Annotated in this window: 2 protein-coding genes and 1 pseudogene; all 3 read right to left on the reverse strand. The window is 75.8% G+C overall.

The genetic code is table 11. The features are described 5' to 3' along the window. Positions 1-25: 25 nt before the first annotated feature. Positions 26-15292: pseudogene (locus PUR56_RS09130) on the reverse strand (non-ribosomal peptide synthase/polyketide synthase); the annotation flags it as partial. An 85-nt stretch (positions 15293-15377) separates the two neighbouring features. Further along, entirely contained in the window at positions 15378-16889 is a 1512-nt protein-coding gene (locus PUR56_RS09135) for a UbiD family decarboxylase (RefSeq protein WP_329948505.1), read from the reverse strand. Then, positions 16886-18244: a hypothetical protein gene (locus PUR56_RS09140; protein WP_329948506.1), complete on the reverse strand. Its 1359-nt coding sequence runs from the start codon at positions 18242-18244 to the stop codon at positions 16886-16888. The genes PUR56_RS09135 and PUR56_RS09140 overlap by 4 nt, the downstream gene beginning before the upstream one ends.

The following is an 18244-nucleotide window of genomic DNA, read 5'->3' on the forward strand; positions in this document are numbered from 1 at the left end:
TGACCGGCCCGGCGGGTTGCGGGGTTCAGCCGGTCGCGGTCCGGCGCAGCTCGGCGGCGAGCACCGAGCCGATCCGGCCGATCGGCTGCGGACGGGTCATCGCGCCGTGCTCGCAGTCCACCGGGTGGTCGTGGACCGTCCCGGTGATGTGCGCCGCCCAGTCGTGGGCGGTCGGGTCGTCGGCCGACTTGTCCGCCGTGGCGGTGAAGAACAGCAGGTCGCCGTCGAACCGGCGGGGCGTGAACCGGCTCGCCAGGTCCAGGTTCCGGACGAACCCGCGGGCCAGGTCCACCAGTTGTCCGGGCGTCAGCTCGGCGAGCGGGCTCTGTCGCGCCCTGAGCAGGTCCAGCGCCCGCTCTGGCGTGAGCGCCTCAACGGCGCCAGTCTGCACCGGGTGACCTAGCGAGTCAAGAAGATCCGCCAGCGCCTGCTGATCATCCGTCAGGCCGTCCTGGGGGCGCGGAGCCGGGTAGCTGTCGAGCAGGGCCAGCAGCGCGACCTGCTCGCCCCGCTCGCGCAACCGGACGGCGATCTCGTGCGCGACCGTGCCGCCGAACGACCACCCCAGCAGGTGGTACGGACCCTCGGGCTGGACCTCGCGGATCAGCGCGAGGTACTGCCCGGCCATCTCGGCGAGCGTCGCCGGCGCGCCGTCCGGTCCGGTCAGCGAGCGGGCCTGGAGGCCGTACAGCGGGCGCTGGGGCTCCAGTTCGCGCAGCAGGCCGGAGTACACCCAGGCGATGCCGGCCGCCGGGTGGACGGCGAACAGCGGCGGCAGGGTGCCCTCCGCGCGCAGCGGCAGCAGCGGGGCGAAGTCGTCCGACCGCGTGAGCGTCCCCGCCGCGCCGGCGGTGACCCGCTCGGCCAGCCGGGCGACGGTGGGCGCCTCGAACAGGGCGCGGATGCCCAGGTCGGCCCCGGTGGTCCCGCGCAGCCGGGCGATCAGCCGGGCGGCGAGCAGGGAGTGGCCGCCGAGGTCGAAGAAGCCGTCGTCGACCCCGACCACCGGGACGTCGAGCACCTCCGCGAAGGCGGCGCACAGCTCCTTCTCCAGCGCCGTCCGCGGTGCGCGCCCGGGCAGCGACGGGGCCGCGTCCGGTACGGGCAGGGCGCGACGGTCCAGCTTGCCGTTGGGCGTGAGCGGCAGGCGCTCCAGCTCGACCAGCGCGGACGGCACCATGTAGGCGGGCAGCGTCCGGCCGAGCGCGGCCCGGATCGCGGAGCCGTCCAGCGGGCCGGCCGCCGGGACGACGTAGCCGACCAGGCGCTGGTCACCGGGGACGTCCTCGCGCACCACCACGGCGGCGGAGACGATGTCCGGACGGCCGGTCAGCGCGGCGGCGATCTCGCCGGGCTCGATCCGGAAGCCGCGCAGCTTCACCTGGTCGTCGGCGCGGCCGAGGTAGACCAGCTGGCCGTCCGCGGTCCAGCGGGCGAGGTCGCCGGTGCGGTACATCCGGCTGCCGGGCGGGCCGTACGGGTCGGCGGTGAAGCGCTCGGCGGTCAGCCCGGGGCGGCCGAGGTAGCCGCGGGCCAGGCTGGCACCGGCGACGTACAGCTCGCCGGAGACGCCGGGGGCGGCCAGCCGCAGCTGCGGGTCGAGCACGTACGCCCGGGTGTTGGCGAACGGCCGGCCGATCGGCACCGCGCCGTCGGCCAGCGGCTCGCCGGGGGCGATCCGGTACTGGGTGCAGTTGACCGTCGCCTCCGTCGGCCCGTACACGTTGACCACGGTGGCGTCCGGGTGCCGGCGCCGCCAGTCGGCGACCACCGCGCCGGTCAGCGCCTCGCCGCCGAGCAGCAGTTCCCCGGCGGGCGAGAACGCGTCGGGCAGCGCGGCCAGCAGCGGCAGGTGGCTCGGGGTCGCCTTGAGGAAGGTCACCGGCTGCTCGGCGAGCGCGGCCGAGGTCAGCGGGTCCTCCTCCAGGGCGGCCAGGTGCACGCAGCCGCCGACCACCAGCGGGGTCCACAGCGCGGTCACCGTCAGGTCGAAGGAGACCGGCGAGTGCACCAGGGCCGCGCCGCCGGCGCTCGGGTAGTCGGCCGCCGTCCAGCCCAGGTAGTCCGCCACCGAGCGGTGCTCGACCAGTACGCCCTTGGGGCGGCCGGTGGAGCCCGAGGTGTAGATGACGTACGCGGGGTGGCGGGGCGTCAGCCGGCCGAGCCGGTCGGCGTCGGTCAGGTCGGTGTCCCGCTGGCCGGACAGCAGGCCGGTCACGTCGGGCCGGTCCAGCTCCCAGACCTCGGGGCCGTCGACGACCGGCAGTCCGGCGCCCACCTCCAGGGTGGTGAGCAGCAGGGTCGGTGCCGCGTCCTCCAGGGTGTAGGCGATCCGGTCCTCGGGGTGCGAGGGGTCGACGGGCAGGTACGCGGCACCGGACTTGAGGACCGCGAGCAGCGCCACCACCAGCTCAGCCGAGCGCGGCAGGGCCAGGGCGACCAGCCGCTCCGGGCCGGCGCCGCGCTCGACCAGCAGCCGGGCGAGGCGGTTGGCGCGGGCGTTGAGCTCCGCGTAGGTGAGGGTCTGCCCGGCGACCCGCAGGGCGGGGCGGTCGGGCGTCCGGGCGGCCTGCGCCTCGAACAGCTCGGGGACGGGCACGACGGGCACCGGCCGCTCGCCGCCGCTCCAGTCGTGGAGCAGCAGCTCGTGCTCGACCGGTTCCAGCACGTCGAGCCTGCCGACGGGCCGGTCGGGCGCGGCGACGGCCTGGGTCAGCAGCCGGATCAGCCGGTCGACCAGCCCGCGGGCGGTGGCGCGGTCGTAGAGGTCGACGTCGAACTGCAGGGTGCCGTCCAGTCCGGCCGCCGTGCCGTCCGGGTGGAAGCGCTCGCTGAAGTGCGCGGCGAGGTCGAACTTGGCACCGCTCTGCTCGGTGTCGTACAGCTCGGTGCGCAGGCCGGGCAGCTCGAAGGCCGGCTCGGCGTTGTTGTGCACCGTCAGCAGCACCTGGAACAGCGGGTGCCGGGCGGGCGAGCGGACGGGGTTGAGGGCCTCGACGAGGTGCTCGAACGGCAGGTCCTGGTGGGCGTAGGCGGCCAGGTCGGCCTCCTTGACCCGGTCGACCAGTTCGCGGAACGTCGGGTCGCCCGAGGTGTCGGTCCGCAGGACCAGCGTGTTCAGGAAGAAGCCGACCAGGTCGTCGAGCGCCTCGTCGGTGCGCCCGGCGATCGGTGTGCCGAACGGGATGTCCGATCCCGCGCCGAGGGCGCCGAAGAGGGTGGCGAGACCTGCCTGCAGGACCATGAAGAGGCTCGCCTGCTGCTGCCTGGCCAGGCGGGCCAGGGCGTCGTGCAGCGGGGCGTCGACCCGGAAGTCCAGTCCCTCGCCGCGGTGGCCGGCCACGGCCGGCCGGGGCCGGTCGGTGGGCAGCGCGAGCTCCTCCGGCAGGCCGTCCAGCGCCCGCCGCCAGTGGTCGAGCTGGCCGGCGAGCACGCTGCCCGGCCGGTCGGCGGCGCCGAGCACCCGCTGCTGCCAGAGGGTGTAGTCGGCGTACTGGACCGGCAGGGGTGCGAACCCGGGGGTCCGGCCGGCGCTGCGCGCGGCGTAGGCGGTGGCGAGGTCGCGGGTCAGCGGGGCCATCGACCAGCCGTCGGTGGCGATGTGGTGCAGGGTGAGCAGCAGGACGTGGTCCTGGTCGCCGAGGGCGAACAGGGTGGCCCGCAGCGGGATCTCGGTGGCCAGGTCGAAGGCGTGCGCGGCGGCGGCGCGGGCCGCGCCGGCGAGCCCGTCCTCGTCGGTCCCGAGGACCTCCAGGTCCGGGGCGGCGTCGGCGGGCGCCAGCAGGTGCTGGCGCGCGGTGCCGTCGTGGTCGGGGAAGATGGTGCGCAGGCTTTCGTGACGGTCCGTCAGGTCGGCCAGGGCGGCCCGCAGCGCCGCGCGGTCCAGCGGACCCCGCAGCCGGAAGGAGAGCGGGATGTTGTAGGTGGCGTTCGGTCCCTCCAGCCGGTTGAGGAACCAGAGCCGGCGCTGGGCGAAGGAGAGCGGGACAACCTCCGGGCGCGGGCCGGCCGTCAGCGCGGGGCGGGCCTGTTCGGCGGCGCCGAGCTCCTCGGCCAGGCGGGCGACGGTCGGCGCCGCGAAGAGCGTGCGGATACCGACCTCCACGCCCAGGACGGTGCGGATGCGCCCGGCCAGCCGGGTGGCGAGCAGGGAGTGGCCGCCGAGGTCGAAGAAGCTGTCGTCGATGCCGACCCTGGGCAGGCCGAGCAGGTCGGCGAACAGGGTGCAGAGCGCCTCCTCCTGCGGGGTGCGGGGCTCCCGGCCGGACACGGCGGTGCCAAAGTCCGGTTCGGGCAGGGCCTTGCGGTCGGTCTTGCCGCTGGGCGTCAGCGGCAGTGCGTCCAGGACCACGACGACGGTCGGCACCATGTAGTCGGGCAGGGCGCCGCCGAGGAAGGCGCGCACCTCCGCCGGGTCGAGGCCGGCGCCGGTGGCGGGGACGGCGTAGCCGACCAGTCGCTTGACGCCGCCGGCGCCCTCGCTGACGACCACGGCGGCCGCCGCGACGCCGGGGTGGCGGGCCAGTGCGGTCTCGATCTCGCCGAGCTCGATCCGGAAGCCGCGCACCTTGACCTGGTGGTCGACCCGGCCGAGGAACTCCAGGTTGCCGTCCGGGCGTCGGCGCACCAGGTCGCCGGTGCGGTACATCCGGCTGCCGGCCGGGCCGTGCGGGTCGGCGACGAAGCGCTCGGCGGTCAGGCCGGGCCGCTGCCAGTAGCCGCGGGCCAGTCCGGATCCGGCGATGTAGAGCTCGCCCGGCACGCCGACCGGGACGGGCCGCAGGCCGGCGTCCAGGACGTGGGTGCGGGTGTTCCAGATCGGGCGGCCGATCGGCGGGGCCTGCGGGGCGGGGCTGAGCGGGTCGCTCATGGTGGCGACGACGGTGGTCTCGGTGGGGCCGTAGACCTGCATCACGGTGCGGCCCGGGGACCAGCGCTCGACCATGTCGGCGGGCAGGGCCTCCCCGCCGACCACGAAGCCGCGCAGGGTGGGCAGGTCGCCGTCGGGCAGCGAGGCCAGCATCGGGGCGACCAGGTCGGTGTGGGTGACGCCGTGCCGGCTGATCAGGTCGTACAGCTCCTGGCCGGCGGCCTGCTGGTCCGGTCCGGGCACCACCAGGGCGGCGCCCGAGGAGAGCGTCATCACGATGTCGGCCATCGACACGTCGAAGCTGATCGAGACGACCAGCAGGAAGCGGCTTCCGGGGCCGAGCCCGAGCCGGTCGACGTGGGTGCCGGCCACCGAGGCGATGCCGCGGTGGGTGACCACCACGCCCTTGGGGCGGCCCGTGGAGCCGGAGGTGTAGATGACGTAGCCGGGCCGGTCGAGGGTGAGCGGCGCGGTGCGGTCCGCGTCGGTCGGGTCGACGGCCGGCTGCGACCGGTTCTCCTCCGGGTGGTCGAGGACGATCACCGGGCGGTCCGCGGCGGGCAGCCGGTCGGCGACGGCCCCGGTGGTGAGCACCAGCGTCGGGTCTCCGTCGGCCAGCATGTACGCGATGCGGTCGGCCGGGTAGCCGGGGTCGATCGGCAGGTAGGCGGCGCCGGCCTTGGCCACGCCGAGCAGTCCCACGACCATCTCGACCGAGCGGGGCACGGCGAGCGCGACGAACTGCTCGGGGCCGACGCCGAGGCCGATCAGGCGGTGGGCGAGCCGGTTGGCCCGTTCGTTGAGCTCGCGGTACGAGACCACGGTGTCGCCGAAGACCACGGCGTCGCCGTCGGGGGTGCGGGCCGCCTGGGCCTCGAACAGCTCCGGCAGGGTCGCGGCCGGGACCTCGCGGGCGGTGTCGTTCCAGCCGTGCAGCAGCAGCTGCCGCTCGTCGGTGCCGAGGACCTCCAGCTCGCCGATGCGGCGGCCGGGGTCGGCGACCGCGCTCTCCAGCAGGCGCAGCAGGTGTCCGGCGAACCGCTCGGCGGTCCCGCGGTCGAACAGGTCGGCGCTGTACTCGACGACGCCCTCGATCCCGGCCGGCAGGCCGTCCGTGCCGCGCCGCTCGACCAGGTCGAGTGCGAGGTCGAACTTGGCCAGTCCGAGCGGGACGATCTCGGCGCGACCGGTCAGCCCCGGCAGGTCGAGTTCGGCGGTGAGGCTCTCCTGGAAGGCCAGCATCACCTGGAACAACGGGTGGCGGGCCAGCGACCGGGCCGGGTTGACCAGCTCGACCAACCGCTCGAACGGCAGGTCCGGGTGGGCGTACGCGGCGAGGTCGTGGGTGCGGACGCGGTCCAGCAGCTCGGTGAAGGCCGGGTCGCCGGAGGTGTCGGTGCGCAGCACCAGGGTGTTGACGAAGAAGCCCACCAGCTCGTCGAGTTCGTCGTCGGTGCGGGCCGCGATCGGGCTGCCGATCGGGATGTCCTCGCCGGCTCCGAGCCGGGTGAGCAGGGTGGCCAGCGCGGTCTGGAGCAGCATGAACACGGTGGCGCCGTTCTCCCGGGCCACCTCCTGGATCCGGCGGTGGAGCCCGGCGTCGATGCGCAGCGGGACGGTGCCGCCGCGGTAGCCGGCGACCGCCGGGCGCGGCCGGTCGGTGGGCAGGTCGAGCTGGTCGGGCAGGCCGTCCAGCGCGGTGCGCCAGAAGCCGAGCTGCTGGGAGAACGGGCTCTGCTCGTCCTCCTCGGAGCCGAGCACCTCGCGCTGCCACAGTGTGTAGTCGCCGTACTGGACGGGCAGTTCGTCCCACTGCGGGGCGGAGCCCGCCGTCCGGGCCGCGTAGGCGCGGGAGAGGTCGCGGGTGAGCGGGGTGGTGGACGGGCCGTCGGCGGCGATGTGGTGCAGGACCAGCAGCAGCACGTGTTCCCGCTCGCCCAGGGCGTGCAGGTGGGCGCGCAGCGGGATCTCGGTGGCGAGGTCGAAGCCGCCGGTGGAGGCGGCGTGCAGGTCGCCGGCGAGGGTCTCGCGGGTCGACGCCCGCTCGTGCAGCCGGGGGCGGGCCTCCTGCGGGTCGAGGACCCGCTGGTACGGCTCGCCGTCGAACTCCGGGAAGAGGGTGCGCAGGGCCTGGTGGCGGCCGGTCACGTCGGCGAGCGCCGCTTCGAGCGCGGCCCGGTCGAGCGGCCCGTCGAGGTGCAGCGCGATCGGGATGTTGTACAGCGGCGAGCCGCCCTCGAAGCGGTTGAGGAACCAGAGGCGGCCCTGCTGGTAGGAGAGCGGCAGCCGCTCGGGTCGCTCGTGGCGGCGCAGTGCGGGGCGGGCGCCGGCGGCGCCGGCGAGCCGTTCGGCGAGGCCGGCCACGGTCGGCGCCTCGAACAGGTGGCGGATCTTCAGCTCGGCGTCGAACAGGGCCCGGATCCGGCTGATCAGGCGGATGGCGAGCAGGGAGTGGCCGCCGAGGGCGAAGAAGCTCTCCTCCAGCGGCACCGAGGGCAGACCGAGCACCTCGGCGAACAGGCCGGCGATCAGCTCCTCCTGGACGGTGCGCGCCGCGCGGCCGGCCCGGGCGCCCTGCTCGTCCTCGTAGGCGGGGGCGGGCAGGGCCTTGCGGTCGAGCTTGCCGTTGGGCGTGAGCGGCAGCCGGTCGAGCAGCAGGACGGCGCCGGGCACCATGTAGTCGGGCAGCTCGGTCGCGGCGTGCCGGCGCAGCTCGGCCGGGTCGGGGCCGGTGGCGTCCGGGGTGTCGGCCGCGGCGGGCACCACGTACCCGACGAGCCGCTTGTCGCCGGGCTGGTCCTCGCGGACCAGGACGGCGGCCTGCGCCACGCTCGGGTGGGCGGCGAGCACGGACTCGATCTCGCCGAGCTCGATCCGGAAGCCGCGCAGCTTGACCTGCTGGTCGACCCGGCCGAGGTAGTCGAGGTGGCCGTCGGCCGTCCAGCGGGCGAGGTCGCCGGTGCGGTACATCCGGCTGCCGGGCGGGCCGTACGGGTCGGCGGTGAAGCGCTCGGCGGTCAGCCCGGGGCGGCCGAGGTAGCCGCGGGCCAGGCCGTCGCCGGCGATGTACAGCTCGCCGGGGACGCCGGGGGCGGTGAGGGCGAGGTTGCCGTCGAGGAGGCGGATGCGGGTGTTGTGGACGGGCCGGCCGATGACGGGTGCGCCGGGGCGCCCGTCCAGTGCCGCCGAGGTGGACCAGACGGTGGTCTCGGTGGGGCCGTACATGTTGCTGACGCCGGCGGACAGTTCGCGCAGCCGGGCGGCCAGGGCTGGCGGCACGGCCTCGCCGCCGACGAGGACCCGTACCCCGGCGAGTGCCTGCGGGTGGGTGGCGATCAGCGCCTGCCAGAGCGAGGGGGTGGCCTGGGCTACGCGGACCCGCTCGGTCGCGATCAGTGCGGCGAGCGCGGCCGGGTCCTGGACGGTCTCCTTGGCGGCGACCACCAGCCCCGCGCCGGCCAGCAGCGGCAGGTACATCTCCAGTGCGGCGATGTCGAAGGCGACGGTGGTGACGCCGAGCAGGCGGTCGTCGGCGGTCATCGGGAACTGCTCGCCCATCGCGGCCAGGAAGTTGCCGAGCGCGGAACGGGGCACGACGACGCCCTTGGGGCGGCCGGTGGACCCGGAGGTGTAGATCACGTACGCCGGGGTGGCGGGGTCCACGGTGATGCCCGGGGACGTCGTGGGCAGGTCGGCGAGCCGGTCCTCGCGGTCGAGGAGCAGCCGGGGCACGGCGCCGTCGACGGGGGTGTCGGAGGTGGTGACGACCAGGGCGGGGGCCGCGTCCCGGAGCATGTAGGTGATCCGCTCGGCCGGATAGTCCACGTCCAGCGGCAGGTAGCCGGCGCCGGTCTTGAGGACGGCGAGCAGCGCGGTGACCAGGTCCGCGGTCCGCGGCAGGGCCAGCGCGACGAACTGCTCGGGCCGCACGCCCTCGGCGATCAGCAGGTGGGCGAGCCGGTTGGCGCGCTCGTCGAGCTCCCGGTACGTCAGCCGCTCGGTGCCGGCGACGACCGCGAGCGCGTCCGGGGTGGCCCGGGCGACGGCCTCGAACTGCTCGGTCAGGCTCTGCGCGGGCAGGGCGCGGCCGGTGTCGTTCCAGTCGTGCAGCAGCCGGTCCCGCTCGTCGTCACCGAGGACGTCGAGGCCGCCGAGGCGGCTGCCGGGGTCGGCGACGACGGCCTCCAGCAGCCGGCGCAGCCTGGTGAGCAGCAGTTCGACGCTCGACCGGTCGTAGAGGTCGAGGCTGTACTCGGCGACGCCGGTGATGCCGCCGCCGGGCCGCTCCTCGCAGTACAGCGAGAGGTCGAACTTGGCGGCGTCGAGGGCGACCTCGACCGGCTCGGTGCTGAGGCCGGTCAGTCCGTGGTCGGCGTCGGGCGTGTTCTGCAGGGCCAGGAAGACCTGGAACAGCGCGTGGCGGGCGAGCGAGCGGGTCGGGTTCAGCGCCTCCACCAGCCGCTCGAACGGCACGTCCTGGTTGCCGTAGGCGGCGAGGTCGGTGTCGCGGACGCGGCGCAGCAGCTCGGTGAAGGCCGGGTCGCCGGAGGTGTCGGTGCGCAGCACCAGGTTGTTGATGAAGAGGCCGACCAGGCCGTCCAGGGCCTCGTCGGTGCGGCCGGCGACGGGGCTGCCGATCGGGATGTCGGTGCCGGCGCCGAGCTTGCCGAGCAGGGTCGCGAGGGCGGCCTGCAGCACCATGAACAGGGTGGCCTGCTCGGAGCGGGCGAGTGCCAGCAGCCCGCGGTGCAGCTCGGCGTCCAGCTCGAAGGGGACGCTCTCGCCGCGGTAGCTCGCCCGGGCCGGCCGGGGCCGGTCGGTGGGCAGTTCGAGCTGGTCCGGCAGCGCGGCCAGCGCCTGGCGCCAGTGGTCGAGCTGGCGGGCGTACGGGCTGTCCGCCTCGTCCTCGGAGCCGAGCGCCTCGCGCTGCCAGAGCGCGAAGTCGACGTACTGCGCAGGCAGTTCGTCCCAGCGCGGGACGTCGCCGACGGTCCGCGCGGCGTAGGCGCGGGCCAGGTCGTGGCGCAGCGGCGCGATCGACCAGCCGTCGGCGGCGATGTGGTGCAGCACCAGCAGGAGGACGTGCTCCTGCTCACCGAGCTCGAACAGCTCGGCGCGCAGCGGGGGTTCGGCGGCGAGGTCGAACGGGCGGGCCGCCGAGGCGGTCAGGGCGGCCGCGAGGCCCGCGGCCGGGACCGGCGTGACCGGCAGCCCGGGGGCGGCCTCGGGCAGCACCAGCTGGTAGGGCTCGCCGTCCCGGGCCGGGAAGAGGGTGCGCAGCGCCTCGTGCCGGGCGGTGACGTCGGCCAGCGCCGCGGTGAGTGCCGCCCGGTCCAGCGGGCCGCCCAGGCGCAGGGCGACCGGGATGTGGCCGGCGGCCGGGTTCTCGTCCATCCGGCTGAGGAACCAGAGCCGCTGCTGGCCGTAGGAGAGCGGCGGGTGCGCGGGCCGCGGGCGACGGCCCAGCGGGGCCCGGGCGGTGGCCGCGCCGTCCAGTTGCAGCGCCAGGGCCTCGGGCGTGGGCGCGTCGAACAGCGCGCGGACGCCGAGCTCGGCACCGAAGGCGGTGCGGATCCGGCTGACCAGGCGGGTGGCGAGCAGCGAGTGGCCGCCGAGGGCGAAGAAGTCGTCCTGCACGCCGACCCGGTCGACACCGAGCACCTCGGCGAACAGGTCGCAGAGCAGTTCCTCGGGCAGGCCCCGGGCGGCCCGGCCGGGGCCTGCCCCGGCCTCGGCGGCGGGCGCCGGCAGCGCCTTGCGGTCCAGCTTGCCGTTCGGGTTGAGCGGGAACGCCTCCAGCACCACGACCGCGGACGGCACCAGGTGGGCCGGCAGCCGCTGCGCGAGGACGCGCCGCACCTCGTCGGGCCCGGCGGTTCCGGTCACGTAGCCGACCAGGCGGCGGTCGCCGGGGCGGTCCTCGCGGACCGTGGCGACGGCCTGGGTGACGCCGTCGACCCCGGCCAGTTCGGCCTCGATCTCGCCGAGTTCGATCCGGAAGCCGCGGATCTTCACCTGGTGGTCGAGCCGGCCGAGGTACTCGACCTGGCCGTCGGCCGTCCAGCGGGCGAGGTCGCCGGTGCGGTACATCCGGGTGCCCGGGGCGCCGTGCGGGTCGGCGACGAACCGCTCGGCGGTCAGCGCGGGGCGGCCCAGGTAGCCGCGGGCCACGCCGTCACCGGCGATGTACAGCTCGCCGGCGACACCGGCCGGCACCGGGCGGAGCCCGGCGTCCAGCACGTAGACCCGGGTGCGGCGCAGCGGCCGGCCGATCGGCGGGGCGGCGTCCACCGCGCCGGTGCCGTACCAGGCGGTGGCGTAGACGGTGGCCTCGGTGGGGCCGTAGATGTTGGCCAGCCGGTCGGCCCCGAGGGCCGCCGCGATGTCGGTGGCGGCCTGGGCGGGCAGGCCCTCGCCCGCCAGGACGACGGTGCCGGCCCTGGCGTCCAGGTCACCCTGGGCGACCAGCTGGGCGAGCGCGGAGGGCACGCCGCTGATCAGCGTGGCGGGGCGGCCGCCGCGGTCGGCGAGCGCGAGGAGGTCGGGCAGCACCTCGACGGTGCCGCCGGAGAGCACCGGTCCGAACAGCTCGAACACCGAGACGTCGAAGTTGAGCGAGGTGGTGAGCAGCACGTGCGCGAGGCGTTCCGGTCCGAACTCCTCGCGCGCCCAGGCCGCCAGGTTGGCGACCGAGGCGTGCTGGACCACCACGCCCTTGGGGCGGCCGGTGGAGCCCGAGGTGTAGATGGCGTACGCCGGGTGCTCGGGCCGCAGCGGCACCTGCGGGTCGGTGTCGGGGCGGGCGGCGGCGAGGCCGGGCTCGTCGAGGAGCAGCGCGGGCACCCCCGTGTCGGGCAGGTCGACTCCCCCGACGGTCAGCACGAGGGCGGGCCGGGCGTCCCGGAGCAGGTAGTCGATGCGCTCGACCGGGTACGTGGGGTCGACCGGCAGGTAGCCGGCGCCGGCCTTGAGGACGGCCAGCAGGGCGACCACCGCGCGCTCGTCCCGGGGCAGGGCGAGGGCCACGAACTGCTCGGGCCCGACGCCGCGGTCGATCAGCTCGTGGGCGAGCCGGTTGGCCCGGGCGTCGAGCTCGGCGTAGGTGAGCCGGCGGTCGCCCGCCAGGACGGCGAGGTGGTCGGGCGTCTCGGCCGCCTGGGCCCGGAACAGCGCGGGCAGCGTCCGGTGGACCACCGGCGCGTCGGTGTCGTTCCAGGTCTCCAGCACCCGGTGGCGCTCGGTCGCGGAGAGCACCGAGACCTCGGTGGTCCGCTGCTCCGGGTCGTCGGCCAGCGCGGTCAGCAGCCGGACCAGCCGCTCGCCGAGCCGGACGACCTCGGCGGGGCTGAAGCTGTGGGTCTGGTGGCTCAGCCGCAGCCGCAGCCGCTCGCCGGGGTGGACGAGCAGGGCCAGCGGGTAGTGCACGGCGTAGCGGCTGTCCACGGCGGCGCCGGTGCGGTCCCCGGGGAAGCTCTCGAAGACCGTCAGGGTGTCGAACAGCTCGCCGTGGCCGACCAGTTGCTGGATCTCGGCCAGCCCGGTGTACTGGTGGGCGGCCATCGCGGCCTGCTGCTCCTGGAGCCCGGCCAGCAGCGCGGACAGGGTCTGCCCGGGGGCGATCCGGACGCGGACCGGCACGGTGTTGATGAACAGGCCCACCATGCCCTCGATGCCGGGCAGTTCGGGCGCCCGGCCCGACACGGTGGCGCCGAACACCACGTCGTCGCGGCCGGTGAGCCGGGCCAGCAGCAGCGCCCAGGCGCCCTGGACCGCGGTGTTGAGGGTCAGCCCGCGGGCGCGCAGCACGCCGTCGAGCCGGTCGGTGAGCGCGGCGGACAGCTCCACCCAGTGGTCGCAGGGCAGTTCGTCGGCGATGCGGGCGCCGGCGGCGCCCGGGGCGAGCAGGACGGGCTCCTCCAGCCCGTCGAGCAGGGTGCGCCAGGCCTCCCGGGACGCTTCCTGGTCGCGCCCGGCGAGCAGGGCCAGGTAGTCGCGGTAGGGGGTGACCGGGCCCGGCTCGGCGCCGGCGAGCAGCGCGGACAGCTCGTCCAGCAGTACCGGCAGCGACCAGCCGTCGACCAGGATGTGGTGGAAGGTCAGGGCGGCGCGGCGGCCGCGCGGGCCGAGCTCGGCGACGGCGATCCGCACCAGCGGCGGCGTGGAGAGGTCGAATCCGCGCCGGCGCTCGGCGTCGAACAGCTCGGCGGCCTTGCGCGGCGCGTTCGGGCCGACGTACTCGACGACGGTGAACTCCGGATCGGCGCCGGCCGGGACGAACTGGACGGGCGGTTCCAGGTCGTCGTGGGCGAAGCCGGCCCGGAGGTTGGGGTGGCGGTCCAGCAGCCGGCCGACCGCGGTCCGCAGCGCCTCGGGCTCGGCGTCCAGCTCGAAGACCAGCTGGACCGCGTAGACGTCCAGGGCGCCCTTGGAGTACTCGGCGTGGAACAGCAGGCCCTGCTGGAGGGGGGAGAGCGGCCAGAACTCGACGGCGTCGGGCTGGACGGCGCGCAGCCGGGCCACCTGGGCGGCGGGCGGCTCGGGCAGGGCGGGCAGCACGAGGGCGGCCTCCGCGGCCGGCTCCCCGGCGAGGGCGGCGAGGGCCGCGACGGTGCGGTGGGTGAACACGTCGTGCTGGGTGAGCGCGAACCCGGCCCGGCGGGCCCGGCTGACCAGCTGGATGGCGCGGATCGAGTCGCCGCCGAGGTCGAAGAAGTTCTCCTCGACCGAGAGTTCCGGCAGGCCGAGCAGTTCGGCGGCCAGGTCGTGCAGGATCAGCTCGGTGGGCGTGCGCGGAGCGGCCCGGACGGTGTCCGGCGCGGCGGCGGGCGCCGGCAGGGCCTTGCGGTCCAGCTTGCCGTTCGGCGTCAGCGGGAAGGCGTCGAGCAGCACGAACGCGCTCGGCACCATGTACTCGGGCAGGGCTGCGGCGGCGGCCTCGCGCACCGCGGCGACGTCGACGACGCCGTCGGGCTCCGGCACCAGGTAGGCCACCAGCCGCTTGCTGCCGGGCCGGTCCTCCCGGGCCAGCACGGCGCACGCGCCGACGCCGGGCCGGGCGTCCAGCACCGCCTCGATCTCGCCCAGTTCGATCCGCAGGCCGCGGATCTTCACCTGGTGGTCGGCGCGGCCCGCGTACACCACCGCGCCGTCCTCGCGCCAGCGGGCGAGGTCGCCGGTGCGGTACATCCGGGTGCCGGGCGGCCCGTAGGGGTCGGCGACGAAGCGTTCGGCGGTCAGTCCGGGGCGGCCGAGGTAGCCGCGGGCCAGCTGGACGCCGGAGAGGTAGAGCTCGCCGGTCTCGCCGATCGCGGCCGGCCGCAGCTCGGCGTCGAGCACGTGCACCCGGGTGTTCCAGACCGGCCGGCCGATCGGCACGGAGAGCTCGCCCGGCTCGGGGACGCACTCCCAGAAGGTGACGTCGACGGACGCCTCGGTCGGCCCGTAGAGGTTGTGCAGCGGTACGCCGGGCAGCAGGGTCCGGAAGCGGGCCGCGAGTTCGACCGGCAGCGCCTCGCCGCTGGCGATCACGCGGCGCAGCCCGGCGCAGCCGGCGGCGGCGGGCTCGTCGACGAAGGCCTGGAGCATCGACGGGACGAAGTGCACGGTGGTGATCCGGCGTTCGCGGATCAGCTCGGCCAGGTAGGCCGGGTCGCGGTGTCCGTCCGGGCGGGCGACCACCAGCACGGCGCCGGTGATCAGCGGCCAGAAGAACTCCCAGACCGACACGTCGAAGCCGGACGGGGTCTTCTGGAGCACCCGGTCGTCCTCGGTCAGGCCGTACGCGGCCTGCATCCAGTGGAGCCGGTTGACGATGCCCTCGTGCGGGACGACGACGCCCTTGGGGCGGCCGGTGGAGCCGGAGGTGTAGATGACGTACGCGGCGTCGGCCGGGCTCGGGGCGCCCGGGCCGCCGTGCGCCCCGACCGGTGTTCCGGTGGACGCCCCGTCAGGAGTCCCGTCGGTCTCCGGGAGCTCGTCCAGGACGAGGGTCGGGACGCCCGCCCCGGCCGGGTGGCCCACGGTGCTGTGGCTGAGCAGCAGCACCGGCGCCGCGTCGTCGAGCAGGTAGGCGATCCGGTCGGCCGGGTAGTCGGGGTCGACCGGCAGGTAGGCGGCGCCGGTCCTGAGCACCGCCAGCAGGGCGACCACCAGCTCCACCGAGCGCGGCACGGTGAGCGCCACCAGCCGGTCCGGGCCGGCCCCGTGCAGCCGCAGACGGGCGGCCAGCCGCTCGGCTCTGGTGTCGAGTTCGGCGTAACTGAGCTCGGTGTCCTCGAAGATCAGCGCGGTGCGGTCCGGCGTACGGGCCGCCTGGTCGGCGAGCAGCCCGGTCAGGGTCGCCGACGTGCCGGGCAGCTCCTGCGCGGTGTCGTTCCAGTCGGCTGGGGCGATCCGGCGCCCGGCCGTGTGCTGCCCAGTCATGTCTTCCCCTCGGAGGTGGCATCGTGCTCGGTGACGCGTCGTTGAGCGGTGGCGCTCGCGGTGCGGGGTGCGCCGGCCCCGGTGGTCAGCTCTGTGCGGACCGGAAGCTGCGTTCGGTGCGGGTGCGGAGCCGGTAGGGGGTGGTGGCGTCGACGAAGGTGCGGGCCGGCGCCTCCGGCGGACCGCCGCGCTCCCCCGCCCATTCGGCGGTCTGCGACGGGTCCATCGGGACCGGTGGGTGCCCGGGCAGTTCGACGCAGTCCGCGCCGAGGTTGGCCCGGGTGGTGAGGGCCCACAGCAGTTCCTCGGCGCTGCGGATCCGGACGTCGTCGTCGGTGAAGAGCACCGTCTTGACGAACGGGTGCCGGCGCACGACCTCCTCGGCCAGTGCGGCCAGTGCCCGGTCCCCCTCGGCGGACTCCTTGCGGACGGCGACGGCGAGCAGGAGCATGCCGCCCCCCGCGGGTGAGAAGTGCAGGTCGTGCACGTGCAGCGCGGGCGCGGACGGCAGCGACAGGGCCACCGAGAGCGCACCGGCGGCGCCCAGGATGTGCGACTGCTCGCGGCCGGGCCCGATCACGGCCTGGTAGAGCGGGTCGCGCCGGGTGGTGACACCGGTGACGGTGAGCACCGGCAGCCCGCTCCTGGCCCGCCCGTCGTAGCCGAGGAACTCCGGGAGCGAGCCGTCCGGCGGGGAGCCCGGCAGGGCTTCGTCGGCCAGCGTGCCGTCCAGGAACCCCTCCAGCACGATCTCGCTCTCCGCGAGCGCGGTCGCACCGGGCTGGGTGAGTGCGGGGACGAGCCCGACCGGCGCCCCGGCCAGGCCGCCGGCCACCGTCAGCTTGTCCGAACCAGTCGGCAGGAAGCGGGAGTTGATCGCCGAAGCGATCATCGCGGCGGGCGGCACCCCGATGTTGACGGTGACCGGGAGGCGTTCGCCGCGCGCCACCGCCTCCTGGTGGAGCTGCCCGAGCCGCCGGCCGGGCACCATCCAGACGGTCAGCCGGTCCCGGCCGATCACCAGCATCCGGTGCGCGGAGAGCGCGCTGCCCCCGGTGGCGGCGTCGCCCGCGTGCACGAGCGCGGCGGTCAGGTACGGCCCGGCGTCCCGGGGGGTGGCGGTGAGCACCGGCAGCTCCCGCAGGTCCACCTCCCCCGCCACCACCTGCTGGCAGGGCGCGGTGTCCGTCCGCACCGGCGGGAGGCCGGCCGCCACCAGGGCGGCGGCGCTCCGCGGCGTGGTGTGCCGGGGCAGACCGGGCAGCCAGCCGCGCACCCGGTCCTCGTCGCCGTACAGCCCGAGCAGCACCGGCGGGACCGGGCGGCCGGACGGCACCGGCGGGACCGGACCGGCGGGCGGGTCCGTCGCGTCGGCCGGGCCGGCCGCGTCGGGCAGCACCCCGGTGTACAGCACCGCCGGTTCGGGCCGGGCCAGGCCGACCGCCGGCACGCCGGAGTACCGCTCGGCGAAGTCGGCGGCGACCGCCTCGCGGGCGATCGGCTCGTCCCGGCCGATCACCGGCAGCCCGGCCAGCGCGGCCCGCAGCGAGAGCCCGGCGGTCACGGTCTCCGCCGCGGGGTGGGGGTAGATGGTCACCACGTCGCCACGGCTCCTTCGCCCAGCTCGCCGAACCAGCCGTCCAGGTCGGGGTGGCGCAGCAGGCCGGTGCCGATCAGCAGGCCCCGGTACCCGGCGGCCAGCAGCCCCCTGGCGTCCTGCGGCGTCTCGATGCCGCTGGCGCTGACGGGCACCCTGGTCCCGGTGGCCAGGACGTCGGGCAGCAGGCGCAGGCTGCGGCCGAGGTCGGGCGCGTCCTGTTCCTTCTGCCGGATGTCCTTGTTGTTGACGGCCACCACGCAGGACTCGCCGTGCACCACCGTCGCCAGCTCGCGTTCGTCCGTGACCTCGACGAACGGGGTCAGCCCGTGGGCCAGGGCGGACTCGATCAGCCCGGGCAGCACCCCGCGCGGCAGCACCGTGGCGGTGAGCAGGACGGCCGCCGCACCGGCCGCGCGGGCCGCCGCGAGCTGCCGGTCCTTGGTGAAGAAGTCCTTGACCAGGACCGGCAGTTCGGTGGCGGCGACGACCTCGTCCAGCAGCGCCGGGGTGCCGCCGAACCAGGAGCCGGTGACCACCGAGAGCGCGGGCGCGCCCAGCCGGGTGTACCGGTCCACGATCTCCCGCACCGGCCGGCCGCGGAACAGGTCCTCGCCGTGGGCGCTGCGGGCCTTGAGCTCCATGACGACCGGCAGCCGGGCGGCCAGCAGCGCCGCCGGGAACGCCCCGGCGGCGGGCTGCCAGGCCGACCTGATCCGCTCGACCCGCTGCGTGTCGAAGGCGCCGCCCGGACCGCGCGCGGCGCTGTCCACGTCGATGCCGTCGAAGCCGGGGCGGCTCCGGACGGTCCGGTACGCGGCGGAGTTGACCGCGCTGATCCCGCCGGCCAGCAGGAACGGCTTGGTCAGCCGCCCGAGCACCGCCTCGACGGCGTCCGCGTCCAGCGGCACACCGGTGCTGCCGATCCGGCCGTCGGCGCCCACCGAGTCGAACAGGAAGACGTCCACGCCCGCCTGCTCGTAGGCCCCGATCAGCGGCTTCTCCAGCACCCGGCCGTCCCGGACGTGGAGCACCTTCAGCAGCTCGACGCCGGGCAGCTCCGCGCGGATCGCCGCCACCTGGGCGGGTGTCGCGTAGCCGTGCAACTGCACCCGCGACACCCCCGAGGCGGTGACCGCTTCGCGCAGTGCCGCCGGGTCGGCGAGCAGGGTCACCAGGACCGGGGCCGGCCCGCCGGCCGAGCGCGCGCACTCGGCCAGTCGGACCAGCTCCGGCAGGTCGAGGTCCGCGGGCCCGTCCGGCACGCCGTACCAGAGCCCGACCAGATCGACCGGGGCTCCGGCGAGCAGCCGCAGCTGGTCCTCACCGGTGACCCCGCACACCTTCAGCCGCAC

This window comes from Streptomyces sp. BE303, assembly GCF_036290945.1.
GTDB lineage: Bacteria > Actinomycetota > Actinomycetes > Streptomycetales > Streptomycetaceae > Kitasatospora.